Origin of the sequence: Stenotrophomonas sp. NPDC077421 (genome assembly GCF_049545505.1) — a bacterium.
In the GTDB taxonomy this organism is placed as follows: domain Bacteria; phylum Pseudomonadota; class Gammaproteobacteria; order Xanthomonadales; family Xanthomonadaceae; genus Stenotrophomonas; species Stenotrophomonas nematodicola.
The window spans coordinates 93,838-113,332 of sequence record NZ_JBMWDP010000002.1; the positions used below are offsets into that span (position 1 = coordinate 93,838).

At 66.5% G+C, this 19,495-nt stretch carries 12 protein-coding genes; 6 read left to right on the forward strand and 6 right to left on the reverse strand.

Translation table 11 applies throughout. The features are described from left to right. Window positions 1-8: 8 nt before the first annotated feature. The 6 genes from ACPEH1_RS01825 to ACPEH1_RS01850 form a co-directional block, all read right to left on the reverse strand. Window positions 9-890, reverse strand: a complete 882-nt coding sequence (locus ACPEH1_RS01825) for an HlyC/CorC family transporter (RefSeq protein WP_017357078.1) — start codon at window positions 888-890, stop codon at window positions 9-11. Window positions 891-954: 64 nt separating this feature from the next. Next, complete coding sequence (locus ACPEH1_RS01830) at window positions 955-1,515, reverse strand: hypothetical protein (RefSeq protein WP_051008651.1); 561 nt, start codon at window positions 1,513-1,515, stop codon at window positions 955-957. A gap of 75 nt (window positions 1,516-1,590) precedes the next feature. Further along, the gene (locus ACPEH1_RS01835; RefSeq protein ID WP_136004175.1) at window positions 1,591-2,298 is read right to left on the reverse strand and encodes a hypothetical protein; all 708 of its coding nucleotides are present in this window, start codon (window positions 2,296-2,298) and stop codon (window positions 1,591-1,593) included. 3 nt (window positions 2,299-2,301) lie between these two features. Further along, window positions 2,302-2,787 (reverse strand): rRNA maturation RNase YbeY, encoded by a 486-nt coding sequence (ybeY, locus tag ACPEH1_RS01840; RefSeq protein ID WP_017357081.1) that lies wholly within the window; start codon window positions 2,785-2,787, stop codon window positions 2,302-2,304. A 56-nt stretch (window positions 2,788-2,843) separates the two neighbouring features. Beyond that, a complete protein-coding gene (locus ACPEH1_RS01845) occupies window positions 2,844-3,374 on the reverse strand; it encodes a hypothetical protein (protein WP_423715138.1) in 531 nt (176 codons plus the stop codon). A 39-nt stretch (window positions 3,375-3,413) separates the two neighbouring features. Further along, complete coding sequence (locus tag ACPEH1_RS01850) at window positions 3,414-4,397, reverse strand: PhoH family protein (protein ID WP_017357083.1); 984 nt, start codon at window positions 4,395-4,397, stop codon at window positions 3,414-3,416. 602 nt (window positions 4,398-4,999) lie between these two features. Here ACPEH1_RS01850 and ACPEH1_RS01855 point away from each other — a divergent pair. The 6 genes from ACPEH1_RS01855 (at window position 5,000) to ACPEH1_RS01880 (ending at window position 19,401) form a co-directional block, all read left to right on the forward strand. Continuing rightward, the gene (locus ACPEH1_RS01855) at window positions 5,000-8,227 is read left to right on the forward strand and encodes a type VI secretion system Vgr family protein (protein WP_423715140.1); all 3,228 of its coding nucleotides are present in this window, start codon (window positions 5,000-5,002) and stop codon (window positions 8,225-8,227) included. A 3-nt stretch (window positions 8,228-8,230) separates the two neighbouring features. Beyond that, the gene (locus tag ACPEH1_RS01860) at window positions 8,231-11,566 is read left to right on the forward strand and encodes a phospholipase D-like domain-containing protein (RefSeq protein ID WP_017356389.1); all 3,336 of its coding nucleotides are present in this window, start codon (window positions 8,231-8,233) and stop codon (window positions 11,564-11,566) included. Continuing rightward, window positions 11,563-13,188: a hypothetical protein gene (locus ACPEH1_RS01865; protein WP_423715142.1), complete on the forward strand. Its 1,626-nt coding sequence runs from the start codon at window positions 11,563-11,565 to the stop codon at window positions 13,186-13,188. Before ACPEH1_RS01860 ends, ACPEH1_RS01865 begins: the two co-directional genes overlap by 4 nt. A gap of 694 nt (window positions 13,189-13,882) precedes the next feature. Further along, window positions 13,883-14,293: a hypothetical protein gene (locus ACPEH1_RS01870; protein WP_423715143.1), complete on the forward strand. Its 411-nt coding sequence runs from the start codon at window positions 13,883-13,885 to the stop codon at window positions 14,291-14,293. A gap of 90 nt (window positions 14,294-14,383) precedes the next feature. Further along, entirely contained in the window at window positions 14,384-17,764 is a 3,381-nt protein-coding gene (locus ACPEH1_RS01875; protein ID WP_423715144.1) for a phospholipase D-like domain-containing protein, read from the forward strand. Then, window positions 17,761-19,401, forward strand: a complete 1,641-nt coding sequence (locus ACPEH1_RS01880; protein ID WP_423715145.1) for a hypothetical protein — start codon at window positions 17,761-17,763, stop codon at window positions 19,399-19,401. Before ACPEH1_RS01875 ends, ACPEH1_RS01880 begins: the two co-directional genes overlap by 4 nt. The last annotated feature ends 94 nt before the right edge of the window (window positions 19,402-19,495 follow it).

The following is a 19,495-nucleotide window of genomic DNA, read 5'->3' on the forward strand; positions in this document are numbered from 1 at the left end:
GGCGTGGGTCAATCCTCGTCCTGTACGTCGGGGGCCAGCACGGTCACGTGGAAGGCCTGCACCCGGCGCGCATCGGCACGCGCCACCCGGAACACGAAGCGGTCCAGGGTCAGTTCGTCGCCGGTTTCAGGCAGGTGGCCGATGGCTTCGGTCACCAGGCCGCCGATCGTGTCGTAGTCATCGTCGGGGAAGGCGGCGCCGAAACGCTCGTTGAAATCCTCGATCGGGGTCAGCGCGTCGACCACGTACTGGCCGTCGGCCTGGATCGCGATCTGCGCGGTGTGGTCCTCGGCCTCGTCATGCTCGTCGTCGATCTCGCCGACGATCTGCTCCAGTACGTCCTCGATGGTGACCAGCCCGGCGACACCGCCGTACTCGTCGACCACGATGGCCATGTGGTTGCGCGAGAGCCGGAACTCTTTCAGCAGCACGTTGAGCTTCTTGGCCTCGGGGATCAGCACTGCCGGGCGCAGCAGCTCCCGGATGTTGGCCGGCCCGTTGTCGGCCACCACGCCGCGCAGCAGGTCCTTGGCCAGCAGGATGCCGAGGATGTCGTCCTTGTTGTCGCCGTGGACGGGGAAGCGCGAATGGCCGGATTCGACCACCTGCTTCATCAGGTCCAGGAAGGGCGCTTCGACCGGCAGGGACACCATCTGCGAACGCGAAATCATCACGTCGCCGACGGTGAGCTCGGCCACCGAGATCGCACCTTCCATCATGCGCAGCGTGTCGGCGGCGATCAGGCCGTCTTCCTGTGCGGTGTGCAGGACCGCCACCAGCTCGTCGCGGGTGTGGGGTTCGCCGGAGAAGGCAGAGGTCAGGCGTTCCAGCCAGCTGCGCTTCTTCTCAATGTGCTCCACGGAGGAGCTGCTACTGTCGTCTTCAGACATCTCTGGAAAAAAGGCACCCGGCGAGCCGGGCGTTGGATTTAGTCTAGCAGGATGCGCGGCGCTGTCAGCGCCCCCCGGCAGGGGCCGCATTCACCGACGGGACGGGCAGGGCGGGTGGCGGTTCCGGCGCCTCCTCCTCCGGCGGCAGATCCAGACTGTAGGTGCAGCCGGCAAGGGTCTTGCCCGGGTGGCTCTTGACCGTGGACAGACTCAGGATCACCGACTCGATCTGTGCCTCGCCGGTCCTGGGGTCGGTCACATCGCGACTCACCAGCTCGCGGCCGGCCATGAACTTGTCCGGGCTGTCGACCGCGGTCTCCAGCGCCAAGCTGCCGGCCAGGGGGCGAGGGTCGGGCAGGTCCAGGATCGCCATGATGCTCGCACCGGCCACGGCGACGTACTCGGTGCGCTGGCCGAACACCGTCAGCGGGGCGGCCAGGCGGAACTCGGTCATGAACTGGTTGGTCTGCGGCAGTGGCTGCAGGCCGCTGGCCACCGCCTTGAGCGGGTCGGCGACCACCGGGGCCACGGCGGCGTAGTCGGCCACGCTCTGGCGGCATTCGATCAGGGCCGGCAGGTCCAGCGTGGGGGTGGCGCCGTCGGCGGCCAGCGGCAGCAGGCCCATCAGGCCGGCCAGCGCGGTGGAAAGGTGGGGCATCACGAGGCTTCCATCACAAACGAAAACGGCGACAGGCGCCGATCATGGCATTCCCGCCGTCGGCGCAGGGGCGCGCCGCCAGCGGCCCAGCGCCCAGCCGATCGCGGTCAGCAGCAGGAACAGCAGCGTCCAGTGTGACAGCCAGGCCTGCACGTTCAGCGCGCCTGCCGCGATCTGCCACAGCGTTGAACCGCCCTGTTCCAGCTGCACGGCCGCCGGCGGCAGCAGGCGCACGCACAGCACAGCCAGGCCGAACAGGCCACCCAACTGGACGGCACTGGCGCGGAAGAACGGCTGCTGCTCCGGCGTCGGACGGCCACGATGCAGCGCCCGGTACACCGTGCGCCATGCCGAAGGTGCGGTCAGTACGGCGAGCAGGCCGAGCACCATCAGCGCACTGACGCCGCCCGGGCTGTGGGTCGGCTCGGACGGACCCGCCAGATACCGGGGCAGCACGAATCCGACCACCTGGCTGGCCGCCAGGCTGGTGGCGCAGGTCAGGGCGATGGCGAGGCGGACGCGTCGCTGCGTGGTGGCGCTCAACCGCGCCCAGGCGGCCCGCCAGCCACGACGGGCCGGCGCCAGCAGGGCGACCGCCAGCACGGCCAGCACCGCGCAGATGCCGAAACGCACCCCGCCCAGGCTCGACGGCGCCATCAGGAAAACCAGCGCGCACCCCAGCAGCGCCAGCACGAACAGCGCCGCCGGCCAACGCGCGGGGCGGCGGTCGAACAACGGTTCGTCGCGCATGGCTCAGCGCTCGCCGGCGTAGGGGTCGGCGATGCCGAGTTCAGCCAGGATCTCGCGTTCCAGTTGCTCCATCGCATCGGCTTCCTTGTCGTCTTCGTGGTCCCAGCCCAGCAGGTGCAGCACACCGTGCACGGTCAGGTGCGCGTAATGCGCGTTCAGCGCCTTGCCCTGTTCCACGGCCTCGCGGGCCACCACCGGCGCGCACACCACCAGGTCGCCCAGCAGCGGGAACTTGACCCCCTTGGGAAGGCCCTCGGGCACGTCGGCGGGGAAGCTCAAGACGTTGGTGGCGTAATCCTTGCCACGGTAGTGCCGGTTCAGCGACTGGCCCTCCTTGGCATCGACCAGGCGGATGGCCAGGTCGGCTTCACGGATGCGGCCCTTCAGCGCGGCGGCCACCCATTTGCGGAAGCTCACCGCCGAGGGCAACCCGGCACGGGGCAGGGCGTAGCTCACGGCGACATCGAGGCGGACAGGACCCTTGGTCATGGCGATACCGGCATTTCAGAACAGTCAGGAACCGACAGTATCGCGCGTGCGGGCCGTCACTGCGACGTCCAGTCCGGTGCCTGGTAGTGGATCGGAATGACATCGACCCCGACGGTGTGTTCGGCGATGCCGGCCGCATCGGCCGAGAGGTGGCAGCTGTACCCCTTGTGCGCCATCACCTGGCGGCTCAGTTCGGCAGCGGACTGCGCCGGTGTCGCGTTGACGTCGAGGTTGATGGTCGCGTTGGCGCAGCCGCCGACGTTGACCACCTGCATCGCCGGCACCAGCGCGCGCGCGGCACGGCCGGCGAGTGCATCGTCGGGCGCCATCCGCCCGGCGGCATACACGTACACGTTGACCACCACGTCCGGCTGTTCCTTCAGCCGATACAGGAAGCTGGCACCGGCCAACCGCTTGTCGGGATCGTAGCTGCTGCGTTCCAGGGTGAAGCCGCCGGCCGCGTGCGGGGCAACGACATAGCGTGTGTCGACGTATGCCTGCGGTGCCGCCGGCGCTTCGGCGGCTGCCGTGGCTACTGCCGCAAGCGGCAGCAGAACGAAGACGAGCCTCTTCCGTGGATCAGGCATGGCACTTCCTGTGCGCGCGGCGATAGAGCGGGTCTGCGGCTACTCCGCGCCCGGTTTCACCTGCTGCAGGTCGCGGCGATCATAGGCGCTGACGATGCGCGCCACCAGCGGATGGCGCACCACGTCACGCGCCTCGAAGAAGGTGAAGCTCACCCCTTCCACGTCGCGCAGCACCTCGATCGCGTCGCGCAGACCGGACTTCACGTGCTTGGGCAGGTCGGTCTGGGTAAGGTCGCCGGTGACCACCGCAGTGGAGCCGAAGCCCAGCCGGGTCAGGAACATCTTCATCTGCTCCACGGTGGTGTTCTGTGCTTCATCCAGGATCACGAATGCGTCGTTGAGCGTGCGTCCGCGCATGTAGGCCAGCGGCGCGATTTCGATGATGTTCTTTTCCAGCAGCTTGAGCACCTTTTCCACGCCGAGCATTTCGTACAGGGCGTCGTACAGCGGGCGCAGATAGGGGTCGACCTTCTGGCTGAGGTCGCCGGGCAGGAAGCCCAGCTTCTCGCCGGCCTCGACCGCCGGGCGCACCAGGATCAACCGCTGCACGCGCGATTCGTTGAGCGCCTCCACCGCACTGGCCACGGCCAGGAAGGTCTTGCCGGTGCCGGCCGGGCCGATCCCGAAATTGATGTCGTGGGTGGTGATCTGGTGCAGGTAGCGCGCCTGGTTGGCGCCCCGCCCGCGCACGGTGCCGCGCTTGACCTTGATCGCCACGTCCTGGGCCTCGTACGCGCGCTCCACCACGTGCTCCACGTTGGCCCGGTTCAGGCGCAGGTGGATGGCATGCGCATCGAAGCTGACCTCGGCCGCTTCGGCAAACAGCGCCTCGATGAGCGTCTGCGCCTCCTCGACGACGGCCTTCGGGCCGGTGATGCGGAACACATGCCCCCGGTTGGCGATCTCCACGCCGAGCTTGAGCTCGATCTGGCGCAGGTGCTCATCGAAGGGGCCGGCCAGGTTCGCGAGCTGCTCGTTGTTCTCCGGGGCCAGGGTGAAATCGCGTTGGGACAGTGCGGTCATTGCGTCTGGCGGCCCTCGATCCAGGGACCGGGCCGCGGGCAGGGAAAGGGGCTACAGAGTAGCGCGCGCTCCGGGTGCCTGCCAGCGCCGCCGGTTGTCCACACCGGGTGTGGAGGTCTCGTTGGCAAAGCTGTGGATATCCATTGGCAGCCCTTGTGCGGGCAGGCGGAAACAGCGGTGGTGAAAAAACCGCCGGTCGCGTCGCCGGTTGTCCACACAGGATGTGGACCTGGAGGCGATCAACCTGTGGATAGCATGGCAAGCGCCTTGTGCCGCAGGGCATGTGGCCGGGTGGTCAGGAAATGACCAGTGCAGCACCGCGCATGAGGCGGATTCGCGTCAGGGATTTCTGACTTTGGCGTAAGAATTGCACTAAGGGTTTCACCGGAACCCGTGCGGGGCGGCCATCTGCGATATTCTTGCGCCGGGCAGACCGGTCGCCGGATGCGCTCATCGCACAGGGGGTGCGTGGGCCATCCCGGGTGTGACGCTGTTCGCAGGACATGGAGGTGCACGATGGCAGTCCACGAACCGGACCGCCGTGGTGCACGTTGGTTTCGGGACCAATGAGTCGGCCGGATGGCCGCGAATGGACGGGTACGATGCAGGATGCAGTCGCAGTGTTTTCCGCGCTGACGGGCGTGGCAGGAATGGACGGGGAAAGCCGTCCGCATCGCCTGGCGCTGGCCGCCGGCGCGCCGCTGCTGGTGGAGCGCTGGTGGGGTCACGAGCAGTTGTCGGACGGCTTCGAATGGTGGGTCGATGTCCTCGCCACCGATGCCGATCTGGATCTGGATGGCTGGCTGGGCACAACGGCCACGCTGCGCTCGCGGCAGACCGGTGGCCACGATGCCGTACGCAGCGGCGTGGTCCGCGAAGCAGCCTGCATCGCGGCCGATGGCGGCCTGGCCCGCTACCGCCTGTGTCTGGTGCCCTGGACCTGGGCGATGGGCCAGGGGCGCCACAGCCGGGTGTTCCAGGAACGTACGGTGCTGGAGATCCTGCAGCGGGTGATCGAGCCGTACAGCGCGCATGCGGCCTGGCGAGTCAGCGATGAAGTGGCGGATTTCCTGGCGGCCGTGCCGGCGCGCAGCTACTGCGTGCAGTACCGCGAGTCGGACCTGGATTTCATGCAGCGCCTGCTGGCCGAAGAAGGGCTGGGCTGGCGCATCGAGGAAGACGAGGGCGCTCCGGCCGGCCATGCGCTGGTGGTGTTCGCCGACAGTACCGCACAGGCGCAGGACGCCACCGCCGAGCGTGACGGCGGGCTGCGTTTCCACCGCAGCGATGCCACAGAAGCCACCGACAGCGTGCTCGCCCTGGGCCGTACCCAGCGTGTCGGGGTGACCCGGGTGGTGCTGGCCAGCGACGACTACGTCTCGCGCCAGGCCCGTCAGGGGCAGACTCCGGTGCTGGCGGCGCAGCAGGACGGCACCGCGCTGGAGGACTATGCGCCGGTGGGCGCCTACGCCTTTGCCGGCCGTGCCGCGGCCGAGCACTACAGCCGCCTGGCCGCGCAGGCGCATGAATCGCGTGGGGCGTCCTGGCTGGGCAGCAGCACCGCGCCCAGCCTGCGCACCGGCACGTGGTTCGGCGTGCGCCAGTGGCCGATGGCCGACCGTGGCGGTACGCCGTCCGTGCTGGTCACCCGGGTGTTGCACCAGGGCAGCAACAACTTCCCGACCGCTGCGCGCGAGGCATTGGAGCAGCGCCTGGGTGAGCCGATGCCGGCCTCGAGCGGCGCCGATGCCGAGCGCTTTGCCCGCCTCCAGAGCCGTGCCGAATCGCTCGGTTACGCCAATGCATTCGACGGCGTGGACCGCCGCCAGCCGTGGCGCCCGGCGCGCGAGGACGGCACCGGCCTGCGCCTGAATCCCCGTCCGATCGCCCCGGGTTACCAGACGGCGCGTGTGATCGCGGCCGACGGCAGCGACACCGGCGAGGTGTCCTGCGACACGCTCGGCCGGATCAAGGTGCGCTTCCATTTCCAGTCCCCGGGCAGTGGCGACGATGGCAGTGCCTGGCTGCGCGTGGCCCAGCGCTATGCGGGCCCGGGCGTGGGCAGCCAGTTCCTGCCGCGCGTGGGCCAGGAAGTGCTGGTGGCCTTCCTCGAGGGTGACATCGACCGGCCGCTGGTGGTCGGTGCGCTCTACAACGGCCGCGGCGAAGCCGGCGTTGCCCCGACCCCGGCCGGCGCTTCGGCGTCCTCCGATCTTGCGGCCTATGCGCAGGCAGGCGACACCCGTCCCAGCGCGCAGGGCAACCTGGCCGGTGGCCACGCGCCGGCCTGGCATGCGATGGGCAAGGGGGACGACGCGCACCGCAACGCCGCCGCGCTGTGGGGCATCCAGTCGCGCGAGTGGCATGGCGAAGGCCATTCGCGACTGGTATTCGACGACAGCGATGGCCAGCTGCGGCTGCAACTGGCCACCACCCACGCCAGCTCCCAGCTCAACCTCGGCCATCTGATCCACCAGGCCGACAACTTCCGCGGCAGTCTGCGCGGCGAAGGCAACGAACTGCGCACCGATGCCTGGGGCGCGGTGCGTGCGCGCGCCGGCCTGTGGCTCACCGCGCAATCGCGTTCGGCACAGGCGCCGGCCGGCGAAGCAGCGGCGCAGGCCGCCCTGCTGACCCAGCTGCGCGACCTGGGCAAGGCGCAGGACCAGGCCGCCAGGACGCATCGCAGCGTGGTGCTGGCCAGCCATGCCGGCGTGGCGGGGCAGGGCGACGAACCGGCGCCGCTGGCGCAGCTGCTGCGCAGCACCCGCACCACCGTGGGCGGCGACGCCTTCGACACCGGCCGCACCGATGCGCCGGCATTCGCCAGCGATGCCGGCCCCGGGCGGCTGCCGCATACCGGTGAGCCCACGCTGGGCCTGTCGGCCAGCGCCGGCATCGCCCAGGTCGCCGGGCAGAGCCTGCACTGGGCGGTTGGCGAGGTCCTCACCCTGGCCAGCGGCCTGGCGTCCGAAGGCATCGTGCAGGGCAGCGCACGCCTGCACGGTGGCCAGGCGCTTGGCGCACTGGCCGCCACGATGGGCACGCCAACCGGCAACAGCCTCAGCGTGGTCAGTGGCCTGGGCGAGCTGGTCGTGCAGGCCCAGGACAACCAGATCCTGGTGCAGTCGCGGGCCGGCCTGCGCATGGCCAGCGCGTCCGCCGCCGTCGAACTGGCAGCGCCGACCACGCTGCACGTGGCCACCGCCGGGGGGGCAAGCATCACGTTGGAAGGCGGCAACCTGACGGTCACCTGTCCGGGCACCATCACCGTCCATGCCGGCAGCAAGTCGTTCGTCGGCCCGACCAACCTGACCTACCCGCTGCCGACCATGCCGCGCAGCGAATCGCCCGAGGTGATGCCGACCTTCGCCTTCCGTCTGCAGGATATTCCCGGCCCACAGGGCGTGGCGCTGGCCGGCCAGCCGTGGAAGATCGTGCGCACCCGGCAAGCCGCTACCGACACCCCCGACAACCTGCACGCGGTGGACGCCGACGAGTGGGTGGAGGTGCTCAAGGAGGGCAGCGCCGACGGCGACGGCAAGGTCGCGTTGGACGATGCCGACTGCAAGGCGGTCTGGGATGCGGTGGCCCGCTTCCCGGGGCGCCTGTATCTGGTGCACGGCATCGACGCGATCCCGCTGCAGATGCGTCAGTTCAGTACCGGCCCGGGTGTCCGCGAGATGGTGGAAACCCTGGATGCCAACAACTACAGCAAGGACCTCCAGCTGCTGCCCGACAGCGACGCGCTGCGCGCCATCCGCCATCGGATCGAGTACGAGTTCCAGTCCCAGTTGACTGCTGCGCCCAAGCAGCGCAAGGAGATCTGAGTCATGGCCGATGGGACCAACACCAGCACCGTCGCGCGCAACGCGCTGACCTGCCAGACCGGCCAGCAGAGCACGTCCAGCCGCGACTATTACGCGCCTGCCGACCGCCAGTTCGCGCCGATCCGCGAGGGCAACGCGGTGCAATCCTATACCGACGGCCGTTCGGCCATGCATGCGATGGCCGAGGCCATCCGCGGCGCGACGAAGTTCATCTTCATTGCCGACTGGCAGATGAACTTCGATACCGAACTGACGGGGCGAGGGGATCGCGAGCACCGCGGGCGCCTCAGTGAACTACTGTTCGACGCCATCAATCTGCGTGGCGTGGATGTACGCGTGCTGCTCTACGACAGCATCGAGGCCGCTGCCTACACGCACGAAAACGAAGCCCGGACCGCGCTGTACAAGATGCGCGATGAGAACACCCCGGGCAACATCGAAGTGGGCCTGCACAACCCGGCCACCGGCCGCTCCGACGCGTTCAACATCGCGTTCTCGCATCACCAGAAAATCCTGGTGATCGACGGCAGGATCGGTTTCGTCGGCGGTCTGGACGTCGCGCACGGTCGCTGGGACGACGGCAACTTCGACGTGGTCTGTGATCCTGCGCTGCACGTCATCAACGATCACTACAACAACAGCGTGAGCAAGGCGCGCGGCATGACCGGGGACGAGTGGGAGCTCACCCGCGACGTCATGGATACCAGCCCCGATGCCGCCGGGCGGAAGCGTCCGGGGTTCGCGGCGGCCTATCTGCCCAACATGGCCACAGCGATGGACCTGCTCAAGGAGCAGTGGGAGAAGGGGGCCGCCCTGGCGGAAATCCTCGACTACGCCGACAAGGCCGGCATTCCCGACGCCGCCGAACATGCGGTGACCGAGAAGATCCGCGGCCTGGTCATTCCGGGTTACTCCACCGCCACCAGCCTGGTCCAGACCCTGGGCACCCTGCTGGAGGGCATCCAGAAAAGCCTGGCGCAGGCCGACCTGAAATACTCGGAGGTCCTCGCCTCCGGCAACCGCAGCTACGACGAACTGGGCAAGGGCAATGTCAGCGGCGCGGCCGACCATGCCTTGAATGCGGCCAAGGCCTTCGTCGACATCCAGGCCAAGGGCTTCATGGCGCGCTGGGATGAGCTGAAGGCGACCGTCGAGGCCGTCCGCGAGACCGGTGGCAAGGTGATCGACCGGGCGGGTGACTACATCGATGATCCGTCTGAAATCGGCAAAGACGTGGACAAGCTCAAGGCGGCTGCGCTGGACGCCCTGCAGAAGGCCAAGGATGCGTTCCTGGCGTTCGAGAAGTGGCTCAACGAGCCCATCGACCGCGCGCAGATGCTGCTGGATCCAGGACGCCACGCGCGCATGCCCTGGCAGGATGTGCACGCCCGGCTGGAAGGTCCGGCCGTGTTCGACATCTGCCGCAATTTCATGCACCGCTGGAACGCGATGGTCTGGCAGAACCAGCGCGGCGACCGGGCGGCGGGCCAGAAGATCCGCGACGCCACCAATGCGGGCATCCGCACCGCCAACCGCATCGGCGCCGCCATTCCCGAACAGGTCTCGTTGGCGCGCGGTCGCGAACTGACGCCGCTGTCGGGGAAATGGCTGGAGGCGATGGGTGGGCGGCAGGCACTGTTCGGCGACGTATCGCGACGCGGCACCGCGGGTGGCATCACCGTGCAGGTGGTCCGCTCGTCCGGTACAGCGCTGCATACGATGGAACGCGACGCCTGCAGGGAGCACGGCCTGGACATGAATGATGCCGGGTTGAGCCCCTACTGGGACCGGAACCAGCCCATGCGCTCCATCCAGGATGCGATGCTCAACTGCATCGAATCTGCGCAGGCCTATGTCTATGTGGAGACCCAATTCCTGATTTCAGACTGCGGCTTCTCCGATGCCGAACCCGGGCGAAAGCTGGACACCATCATCAGCGGCGGCCGTCGCGGCGAATTGACGCCGGCGCAGGACAAGAAGGCCAAGATCGCCGACCGCGGACTGGGTGCCACCCAGGGCGTCGCTGATCGACTGGGGGCTGGCAACGCGATCAAGGACATCCGCGAATTCCGGCAGGGCCAGCCGTCCGCCGCGCACAACAAGCTGGTCGCCACCCTGGCGTCGCGCATCATCAAGGCGATCGGCTGCGGCCAGGACTTCCACGTCTACGTGACCTTGCCGGTTCACCCGGAAGGCAGTCTGTTCGATGGCGCGGTGCTCAAGCAGCAGTACTGGGTGCAGCAGAGCCTGCTGCGGGGGCGCGACAGCCTCATCCGGCAGATCGCGCGCGCGCTGGTGGCACGCAAACTAAAGATCCGCCGCGAGAGCGTGAGCGAAGCCGATCTGCGGGCAGCAGTCGCCGAAGGTGGCTGGAAGGACTACCTGACGATCCTCAACCTGCGCAGCTATGGCGTGTTGAAGGACACCAACCACGACAGTTACCGCAGCGCGCCGCCCACCGCCGAGGGCAGCAACGCGAATCCGCCGCTCTATCTGGTCACCGAACAGTGCTACGTGCACTCCAAGCTGCTGATCGTCGACGATGCGGTGGCCATCATCGGCAGTGCCAACTGCAACGACCGCAGCCTGGAAGGCACCGGCGATACCGAGATCGCGGCCGTCATCGTGGACACGGAAAACAGGGTGCGCAATCTGGGCAATGGCGCGATGGTGGTGACGCGTACGTTCGCGCGCGACCTGCGTCTGCGGCTCTGGAAGAAGTTCCTCGGGAAGTCCATCGAGACGGGGGCAGTGCCAGGGCGTGTCGCCAAGGACCAGGGCTACACCAACATGGCGGGGAGCGCCTATCACCCACCGATCCGGCCGAACGCGGACGACGTATCCTTCATCGAACAGCCGGCCAGCCGTGCATGCTGGACTGCGATCCAGAAGCTCGCCGATGCCAATGCGGCGGCGTTCGAAGAGGTGTTCCAGAACGTGCCGCGCAACAGCATGGGCACCTACGATGCGGTGTTCCAGGGCTTCGCCACGGCCGGCATGGACGAGAAGCGGGAGAAGGTCCGGCGCTACATCTATGCCCAGCCATCCGATCTGCAGGCCGGCTACATGTCGGTGCCAAGTGTGATGGACGGCGAGGTAACCCGAACCGTGGGGCGGCACAATGTCAGCAAGGGCCTTGCACGACTGCGCGATGGTGCAGCGGCGGTAAAGGGGTTCTGGGTGACCATGCCGCTGGAGTGGGGGCACAACATGGACGACCCGGCCGCCGCAATGCCCAACCAGATCATTGCCGCCGTGCCGACGCACCGCGGCATCAACGACGAAGGAACACGCATGGCATCGGTCAACCCGATCAAGACGGGCACGGAGCAGGTATGAGATTCAGGCGCTGCGTGACGGGGGCGGTGTCGATCGCACTGGGAGCGATGGCGTTCCAGGCGACGGCCGCCTGTACGGACCGGACCGACCCGCTGGCGTCGCCCGTCGCAGGTGTGACCCTGGTGTTCAACGACGGCGCCGCCGCGCGGGTAGCGCTGCAGCACGGCCAGATCCAGGAAGACGGCCGTCTGCGGCAGCCGGCATTGGTGCCGTCCGCCGCCAGCCTCCCGGCGGGCCGGTTCGGTCCGGCCGAGGGCCAGGTGGTCTATCTGGAATCGGACGACAAGGGCGGCCGGCGCGTGTGCCGGCTGGAGCAATGGGAAAGCCGGGTGTACAGCCCCCTGGAGCGCGCGCAACCGGATGGAAAACCCGGTCTGCGTCGCGACCCGGCCGGCAAGGTGCAGGCGGCTTCCTCGCGTCCCATGCCCGGGCAGCAGCGAAATCCGATCCTGGCCAAACTGACTCCCCACTACTTCATGACCCGCGTCGATGCCTTCTTCTACGACGCGGGTGGGCACCTGGTCGAGGCGCGCCTGCATGAGACGCCGGAAATCACGGTGGCCAGCAATCACGCCGCGCGCTCGGTGGTGGCTGACCGGTTGACCTTCTGTGCCCGCTACGACGCGCAGGGGCGGATGACGATGGCCAGCGGCCCGAGCGAGGCAGTGAGCGTCCAGCCGGGTTTCCAGTGCAGCCAGGTCGCGCCGGACACGGCGGCGATGACCACGTATGCTTATTATCCCGACGGTACGCTGCTGTCGCAGCTTCGCACCCCGGGTCCCGGGCAGGCGGACGACGACACGGCGTCGCAGCCGCCGAGCGCGCGCGGTCGAGGGCAGGGCAACGCGTGGCTGAAAGACAAGGACGCCAGGCGCCAGGAGGCACTGTTCAATTTCATTCCGAAGCAGGGCATCTACACGTTCGCCACGCATGACATGGGATTTGCCGCCTTCGATTCCCAGCCGCCTTACGAGCAGCGCAGCACGGATGGCAGCGCCAAGCTGGCATATGACTTCCCGACCCAGCCTGTCCCGCTCTCGGTCATCGACGATCAGTTCGCCTCGCTCGACAGATACCCGCGCATCCGCACCTACCCGCATCGCAGCGGTTCCACGGTAATGGAGTTCTTCGATGCCAACCGCCGCGCACCGCGCCAGCGTCAATGGCGCGGTGCCGACCTGAACCGCCAGGAGATGTATGGCGCGAACGGCAAACTGACCCGGGTGATCCATTACGGCGGCATACCGCAGGAGGTTGCCCGGGAAGATCTCAAGCGCTACGCGGAGAGCGGCGTACTCAAGGTCACGCCCACCACCAGCGGTTACGCCAGCTATCGCGTCTACGACTACGACGCCAAGGGCAAGGAAAGCCTGGTCTTCGTCTGTTGGCAGCACGATGTGCCCAGCAACAAGCCGCTGCGCCACTTCCCGTGGTGGACGCCCGATCCCACGCCAAAGCGCAGCAAGGAAGATGCCCTGATCTACGGCATGAAGAACGTCGCCAACCGCTGCGGCACGCCGGACGGAAAGATGCTGATCCAGGGGCTCGCGCAGATCAATGCGTACATGGCCAAGCAGTACGGCTACGACGTGGAAAAGCTGAGTTACGACGACGTGCGGTAGGACATCGCAGGCACATCGACCCGCACCGGAGACGAGATGGCTTGGTCTGCATCAGCTGTGAGCGTGAAGCCCGGTGTGCTGGGTCTGCTGGTGGTGGCACTTTGGGCTACCTCGGCGCGGGCCGGCGCGGCCTGCTCGGACCGCGCCGATCTCCTCGCTTCGCCCGCGAGATGGCAACGGTGGTCAGCGTGTGTGCCGACTGGAACAATGGGAGAGCCGTGCCTACAGTCCGATGGAGCGTCCGCGGCCAGACGGCACGCCTGGCCTGCGTCGAGACGAGAGCGGCACCATACGGGCAGTTCCTTACGGATATGACGTGGAAACGCTGAGCTACGATCAGCTGCGGTGAGGCGACTGCGTAGGACCTGAGTACGCGTGACTCCTTGTGCACATGCTCGCACACGCCGGCGCCTTCCCCTCTGAGGGCAGGCACCGGCGTGCCCTGCCTGGCCGGCATCACGAGGCCTCGTGACCAGGTTGAACGCTGCTGCTTGATGACCCACGTAGGCGTCCTTGGCCACGACGCAGTGGATGCCCGCAGCACGCCCGAAAGAGGTGAGACGCCGAAGGCCGCAATGGCCCGTCAGGAGATTCTCCTGCCAGACGCGTCCCCTGCAGCGCGGCTGGGCCGCGTACGGCGACGATCCCGATCCCGGTCTTCTGCCGAGACGGCAGCGTGCCGTCGAATCCGCGCATGTCCGGGTCTGCCCTGGCCGATGACGACACCCCGTCGCGGCAGCAGGATCATGCGACCTACAGCGGCGACGACCGCTGCAATGCCTGCGATTGCGATGAAAAAGGGCAGGCAGCCCGCAGCCGTCATCCGCTGGCAGCACGACATCCCCGGCAACACGCCGCTAGGCTCCTTCGCGCGATAGCCGCTGAACTGCACGCTCGGGCGCTGCAGCCATCACGCGCTCATCCACTGCATGAACCGCGCCGCGACTCGTCGCGGTACGCCGGACGCAACAGGCTGTCCCGGCGGCCGGCACAGGTCGACGAATACAGCGGCAGTCAGTTCGGCCGCAAGGCGGAGATGTCGCGTGCGGTACTGGAGCGCGAGCCGGTCCCTGTCGGTCTGGCCCGCGTCCACCACCGTTTTTGAAGCGGGGTACAGCAGAAGCAGTCGGTACGACGGGGGCAGTTCCTGCCCGGGCTGAACACCAGGCGCGGACGGCGCAAGGAGAGGTTGATCATGGCAGATGGCACCCATACCCATAGCCGTACCGTCGCGCACACTGCGCTGACGTGCCGGAACGGTCAGCAGGGCACGTCCAGCGGGGACTACTACGCGCCGGCAGAGCGGCAGTTCGCACCGGTGCGGCACGGCAATGCCGTGCAGTCCTTCACCGATGGCTGTTCTGCCATGCATGCGATGGCAGAGGCCATCCGCCGGGCGAAGAAGTTCATCTTCATTGCCGACTGGCAGTTGAACATCGATACGGAGATGACCGAGCGCGGAGGGGGCGGAGACGGGCGGCTGAGTGAACTGCTGTTCGACGCCATCAATCATCGCGGTGTGGACGTGCGCGTACTGCTCTATGACAGCATCGAGGCGGCCGCGTACACGCACGAGAACGAGGCCCGTATCGCGCTGTACAAAATGCGCGACGACAATACCCCGGGCAACATCGAAGTAGGTCTGCAGAACCCGGCCACCGGTCGCGCCGATGCGTTCAACATCGCCTTCTCGCATCACCAGAAGATTCTCGTGGTGGATGGAGAGATCGGCTTCCTTGGTGGGTTGGATATCGCGCACGGCCGCTGGGACGACGGCAACTTTGATGTGGTCTGCAATCCGGCGCTGCATGTGCTCAACGATCACTACAACAACAGCCTGTCGCGTTCGCGCGGCATGACGACCCTGGAGGTCGATCTCACCCGAGACCGGATCGACGACAGTCTGGAGGCGTGCGGCAGGGTCCGTCCTGGCTTCGCTGCCGCGTACCTGCCGGGACTGGCGATTGCCGTTGATCGCATGAAACAGCAATGGGACGAGGGCGCGGCGCTGTCGGAACTTCTCGACTATGCCGACAAGGCCGCCATCACGCCACTGCTGGAGGAAAAGGGCAAGCAGGTACTCAGCGACGCGATCATCTCAGTGCTTCAGGAAATGGCGGACGTCAAAGGCATCTCCGAGATGATCACCGTCGTGCGGACGGTGGGCGGGGTTCTCAATGCCATCAGGATCGATCTGGACCAGGCCCGGCACCGCTATCGTGAGGTGATTGCCGCCGGCAACCGCACCGTGGACCAGGCCGGGAACGGCGATGTCACAGGTACCCTTGAGGCAGCGTCGGACATTGTGGACGCATTCACGGCCATTCACGCCAAGGATCTGGAGGACTGGATCGCAGGGAAGTCTGCGATGCTCACGCGTTACCACGGGCGTTTCGTGAAGGGGCTGGATCGGATGATGATCTACCCCGGCGATCCATCCCAGATGGACGCGGACATCGAGAAGGCCAAGGCCAAAGCGCTGGAGAAGCTCGCCAGTGCCAGAAAGAAGTGGGACGACCTTCGCACCTGGCTGGCGACCGACGTAGACCGCACCCAGGCACTGCTGGACAGCGGTCGCCAGCCGCGCATGCCGTGGCAGGACGTGCATGCCTGCATTGAGGGGCCGGCAGTCTTTGATATCTGTCGCAACTTCATGCATCGCTGGAACGCCATGCTGTGGCAGAACCAGCGTGGCGCAAGGGGCGGGGGCCGGGCAGCGGTGGGGGGCATCAATGCGGGCATCGATTGGGCGGCGGAGCATGGGAAGGCGGTACCAAGGCAGACGTCCCTGGGGCGCGGCCTGGAGCTGACGCCCCTGGGTGATGCTTGGTTGCAGCGCATGGGGGGTGCCCAGGCGCTCTTCGGAGACCTGTGCCGTCCTGGCACCGCCGGTGGAGTCAGCGTGCAGATCGTGCGCTCGTCTGGCACCGCATTGCACGACATGGAGCGCAGGGCCTGCCGCAGGTACGGCCTGGACCTGGACGACGGCAGCAATCTGACGCCCTATTGGGAGCGCGATCAACCCATGCACTCCATCCAGGACGCGATGCTCAATTGCATCGCATCGGCCAGGGCGTTTGTCTATCTGGAGACGCAGTTCCTGATCTCAGGCTGCGGCTTCTCCGATGTCGAGCCCGGACGCCCGCTGGACAGGCGCATTCGCGATAGTCGACGCGGTCCGTCCACGGAGGAGGAAGAGACCAAGGCACGGCGGATCACGCGGGGGCTGGGGATGGTGGGTGGGCCGGTGGACGCTGCGCTGCCAGGCACGCCGGTCGCGGACATGCTCGCCTTCAAGCCGGGTGTGCCATCGGCGGCGAGCAACCCACTGGTCGAAGTGATCGCCACCCGTATCGCCAAGGCGATCCGCAGCGGGACGGGCTTCCATGTCTACATCACCTTGCCGGTACACCCCGAAGGCAGCGTGACCGACGGCGCGGTGGTCAAACAGCAGTACTGGGTGCAGCAGACCTTGCTGCGAGGGCAGGACAGCCTGATCCGGCGGATCTGCCGGACGCTGGCAGCCAGGCGCCTGGGTATCCGCGATGTCAGTGTGAGCGAGGAGGATCTGCGTGCGGAACTCCGCCAAGGTGGGTGGAAGGCCTATCTGACTGTCCTGAACCTGCGCAGCTATGGCGTGCTCAAGGACACCAACCATGACCTGTACACCACGGGCCCCCGAACCGCAGGCGGCAGCGAGGCGAATCCGCCGCTCTACCTGGTGACCGAACAGTGCTACGTACACTCCAAGCTGCTGATCGTGGATGATGCGGTGGCCATCATCGGCAGCGCCAACTGCAATGACCGAAGCCTGCTGGGCAATGGCGACACGGAAATTGCGGCGGTGATCGTTGATGGCGAGGCAACGCTGCGTGATCTGGGCAACGGCCTCCACGTAGGCACGCGTGCGTTTGCACGGGATCTTCGGATGCGCCTATGGAGAAAGTTCCTGGGACTGTCGATCGACACCAGTGAGAAAATTGAGGAGATGGGCAAGCCTGATGGCTACACCCGTGCAGCGGGACGCGCTTTTCATCCTCCGATCAGCCGGCGCGAAGGTGAGACTCCATTTCTTGCCAAGCCTGCCGATCCCGTTTGCTGGACGGAAATCCAGAGGCTGGCAGACGACAACGCTGCGATCTACGAAGAGGTGTTCAGGAACGTGCCAACCGATGCCCTGCCCCGTTACGATTCAGTGCTCGAAGGGTTTCCATCTGCTGGATGGAATGAAGAGAAGAAGGCAGTGGAGCGCTATGTTCACGCGCAGCCGCCGGATCTCCAGCCGGCCTACATGGCCGCTCCAAGTGTGATGGACGGCGATGTCACCACGGTAGTGGGCTGTCACAATGTCGCCAAGGGGTTGGCTCGTCTTCGTGAAGGTGATGGAGACAGCCGGCCAGCAGTCAGAGGCTTCTGGGTAAGCATGCCCTTGGAATGGGGCCACGGCATGGATGACCCGGCATCCGCGTTGCCCAGCCAACTGATCGCTGCTGCCCCCACCCACACCGGTCTGCACACTAAAGGAACCCACATGGCCTCGGTTCTATCGACCCGCAACGGCAGGAAGCAAGGATGAGCATTGCACGCCGATTGGCGACCGCTGCGCTGCTCACGTCGGTGCTGTCTGCACAGGCGGCTGCCAACTGCTCGGACCGTGCCGATCTGCTCGTATCGCCGGTAGCCGGTGTGAGCATGGTGTTCAGAGGCGACACGCCTGGACGGGTTTGGCTGCAAGGGCCGCAGATCTATGGCGAGGGCGATCTGCGAGTTCCCGCCCTGCGTCCGGCAGTGGTGGATCTGAAAGAGGGCAAGCTTGGTTTCACCGATGGTCAAGTGGTGTATCTGGAGCCCGATGGCAAGGGTGGGAAGCGCGTGTGCCGAACTGAACGTTGGGAAAGCCGGGTCTACCAACCCTTGAGCTACGCGCACCGAGATGGCACGCCGGACCTGCGTCGTGACAGAGACAACAAGGTGCGGGCCGTTCCGTATCGCCGCTGGGCAGGCCAGGAGCGGAACCCGATCCTGGCCAAACTGACCCCGTACTACTATATGGCACGTGTGGATGCGTACTTCTACGATCAGGGCGGGCATCTGGTCGAGGCCAGGGTGCAGGAGACCGAGGATGTGAACGCACTCCGCCAGCGCTACCCCAAAGAGCTGATGATCGACCGCCTGACGTTCTGCGCGCGGTACAACGCCCAAGGGCAGTTGATCTGGACCACGGGAGGGATGTTCGAGTCGTTGGTCAATGTGCCGGGCGCGCAATGTGCCGGGCTTCAAACCGGGGAGGTGGATAGCACTTCTTATCGCTATTATGCCGACGGCAAATTGCTGTCAGAACTCAGGGTCTCGCGAGGAAGCGACGTCTCCCCAAGGACTAGCCAACGCGATGCGTCGAAGCAGGGCGAGTGGTCCGGAGGGGGCACCGCATGGTCCAACGTCCATGTTCCTCAGCGCGAGCGGTCGTCCGTGCACTTCATCTTCACGAACAAAAAGGGGATCACCCGGCTGTACGCAGAGAACATGGGGCTCGCGGCCTATGACGCGCAGCCGCCGTACAAGGAATTGTTGCGCGATCCGAACAGAAAGCTGAGGTATGACTTCCCGCAGCCGGTTCCGCTGTCCGTCGTTGATGACCACTTCGCCACCCTCGACAAGTACCCGCGTGTGCGACGCTACCCGCACCAAAGCGGTTTGAATGTCATCGAATTCTTCGATGGAAACAGTCGCACGCCTCGGCTTCGTCAATGGCGTTCGGTGGAACTCAGTCGCCAGGAGACCTACAACGCCGAGGGAAAGCTGGTCCAGGTGATCTACTCCGGTGGCCGGGCACTCAAGGTCTATCCAGAAGACCTCCGGCGCTATGCCGAAAGCGGCGTACTCAAGGTCACGCCCACCAGAAGCGGCTACGCCAGTTATCGTGTCTACACCTACGATGCCAGCGGCAAGGAGAGCCTGACCTTTGTCTGCTGGCAGCACGATGTGCCCAGCAACAGGCCGCTGCATCGTTTTCCGTGGTGGACGCCTGATCCCGCACCGACGCCCACGCGCGGCCGCGAAGCGGCGCTGATCTACGGCATGAAGAACGTCGCCAACCGCTGCGGCAGGCCGGATGGCACGATGCTGATCCAGGGGATGGGGCCGATCAACACGTATATGGCCACGCAGTTTGGATATGACGTGGAGCAGCTGGTCTACGACAAGGGGCGCTGAGGCCGGTGACGCGCTTCCGCCCCCACCCACACCGGCCTGCATGCTAAAGGAACCCACATGGCCTCGGTTCTATCGACCCGCAACGGCAGGAAGC

Excerpts from the sequence above, each read along its gene's own strand:
- ACPEH1_RS01825 (WP_017357078.1), bottom strand. The coding sequence starts at position 890 with ATGTCTGAAGACGACAGTAGCAGCTCCTCCGTGGAGCACATTGAGAAG.
- ACPEH1_RS01830 (WP_051008651.1), bottom strand. The coding sequence starts at position 1,515 with ATGGGCCTGCTGCCGCTGGCCGCCGACGGCGCCACCCCCACGCTGGAC.
- ACPEH1_RS01835 (WP_136004175.1), bottom strand. The coding sequence starts at position 2,298 with ATGCGCGACGAACCGTTGTTCGACCGCCGCCCCGCGCGTTGGCCGGCG.
- ybeY (WP_017357081.1), bottom strand. The coding sequence starts at position 2,787 with ATGACCAAGGGTCCTGTCCGCCTCGATGTCGCCGTGAGCTACGCCCTG.
- ACPEH1_RS01845 (WP_423715138.1), bottom strand. The coding sequence starts at position 3,374 with ATGCCTGATCCACGGAAGAGGCTCGTCTTCGTTCTGCTGCCGCTTGCG.
- ACPEH1_RS01850 (WP_017357083.1), bottom strand. The coding sequence starts at position 4,397 with ATGACCGCACTGTCCCAACGCGATTTCACCCTGGCCCCGGAGAACAAC.
- ACPEH1_RS01855 (WP_423715140.1), top strand. The coding sequence starts at position 5,000 with ATGCAGGATGCAGTCGCAGTGTTTTCCGCGCTGACGGGCGTGGCAGGA.
- ACPEH1_RS01860 (WP_017356389.1), top strand. The coding sequence starts at position 8,231 with ATGGCCGATGGGACCAACACCAGCACCGTCGCGCGCAACGCGCTGACC.
- ACPEH1_RS01865 (WP_423715142.1), top strand. The coding sequence starts at position 11,563 with ATGAGATTCAGGCGCTGCGTGACGGGGGCGGTGTCGATCGCACTGGGA.
- ACPEH1_RS01870 (WP_423715143.1), top strand. The coding sequence starts at position 13,883 with ATGTCCGGGTCTGCCCTGGCCGATGACGACACCCCGTCGCGGCAGCAG.
- ACPEH1_RS01875 (WP_423715144.1), top strand. The coding sequence starts at position 14,384 with ATGGCAGATGGCACCCATACCCATAGCCGTACCGTCGCGCACACTGCG.
- ACPEH1_RS01880 (WP_423715145.1), top strand. The coding sequence starts at position 17,761 with ATGAGCATTGCACGCCGATTGGCGACCGCTGCGCTGCTCACGTCGGTG.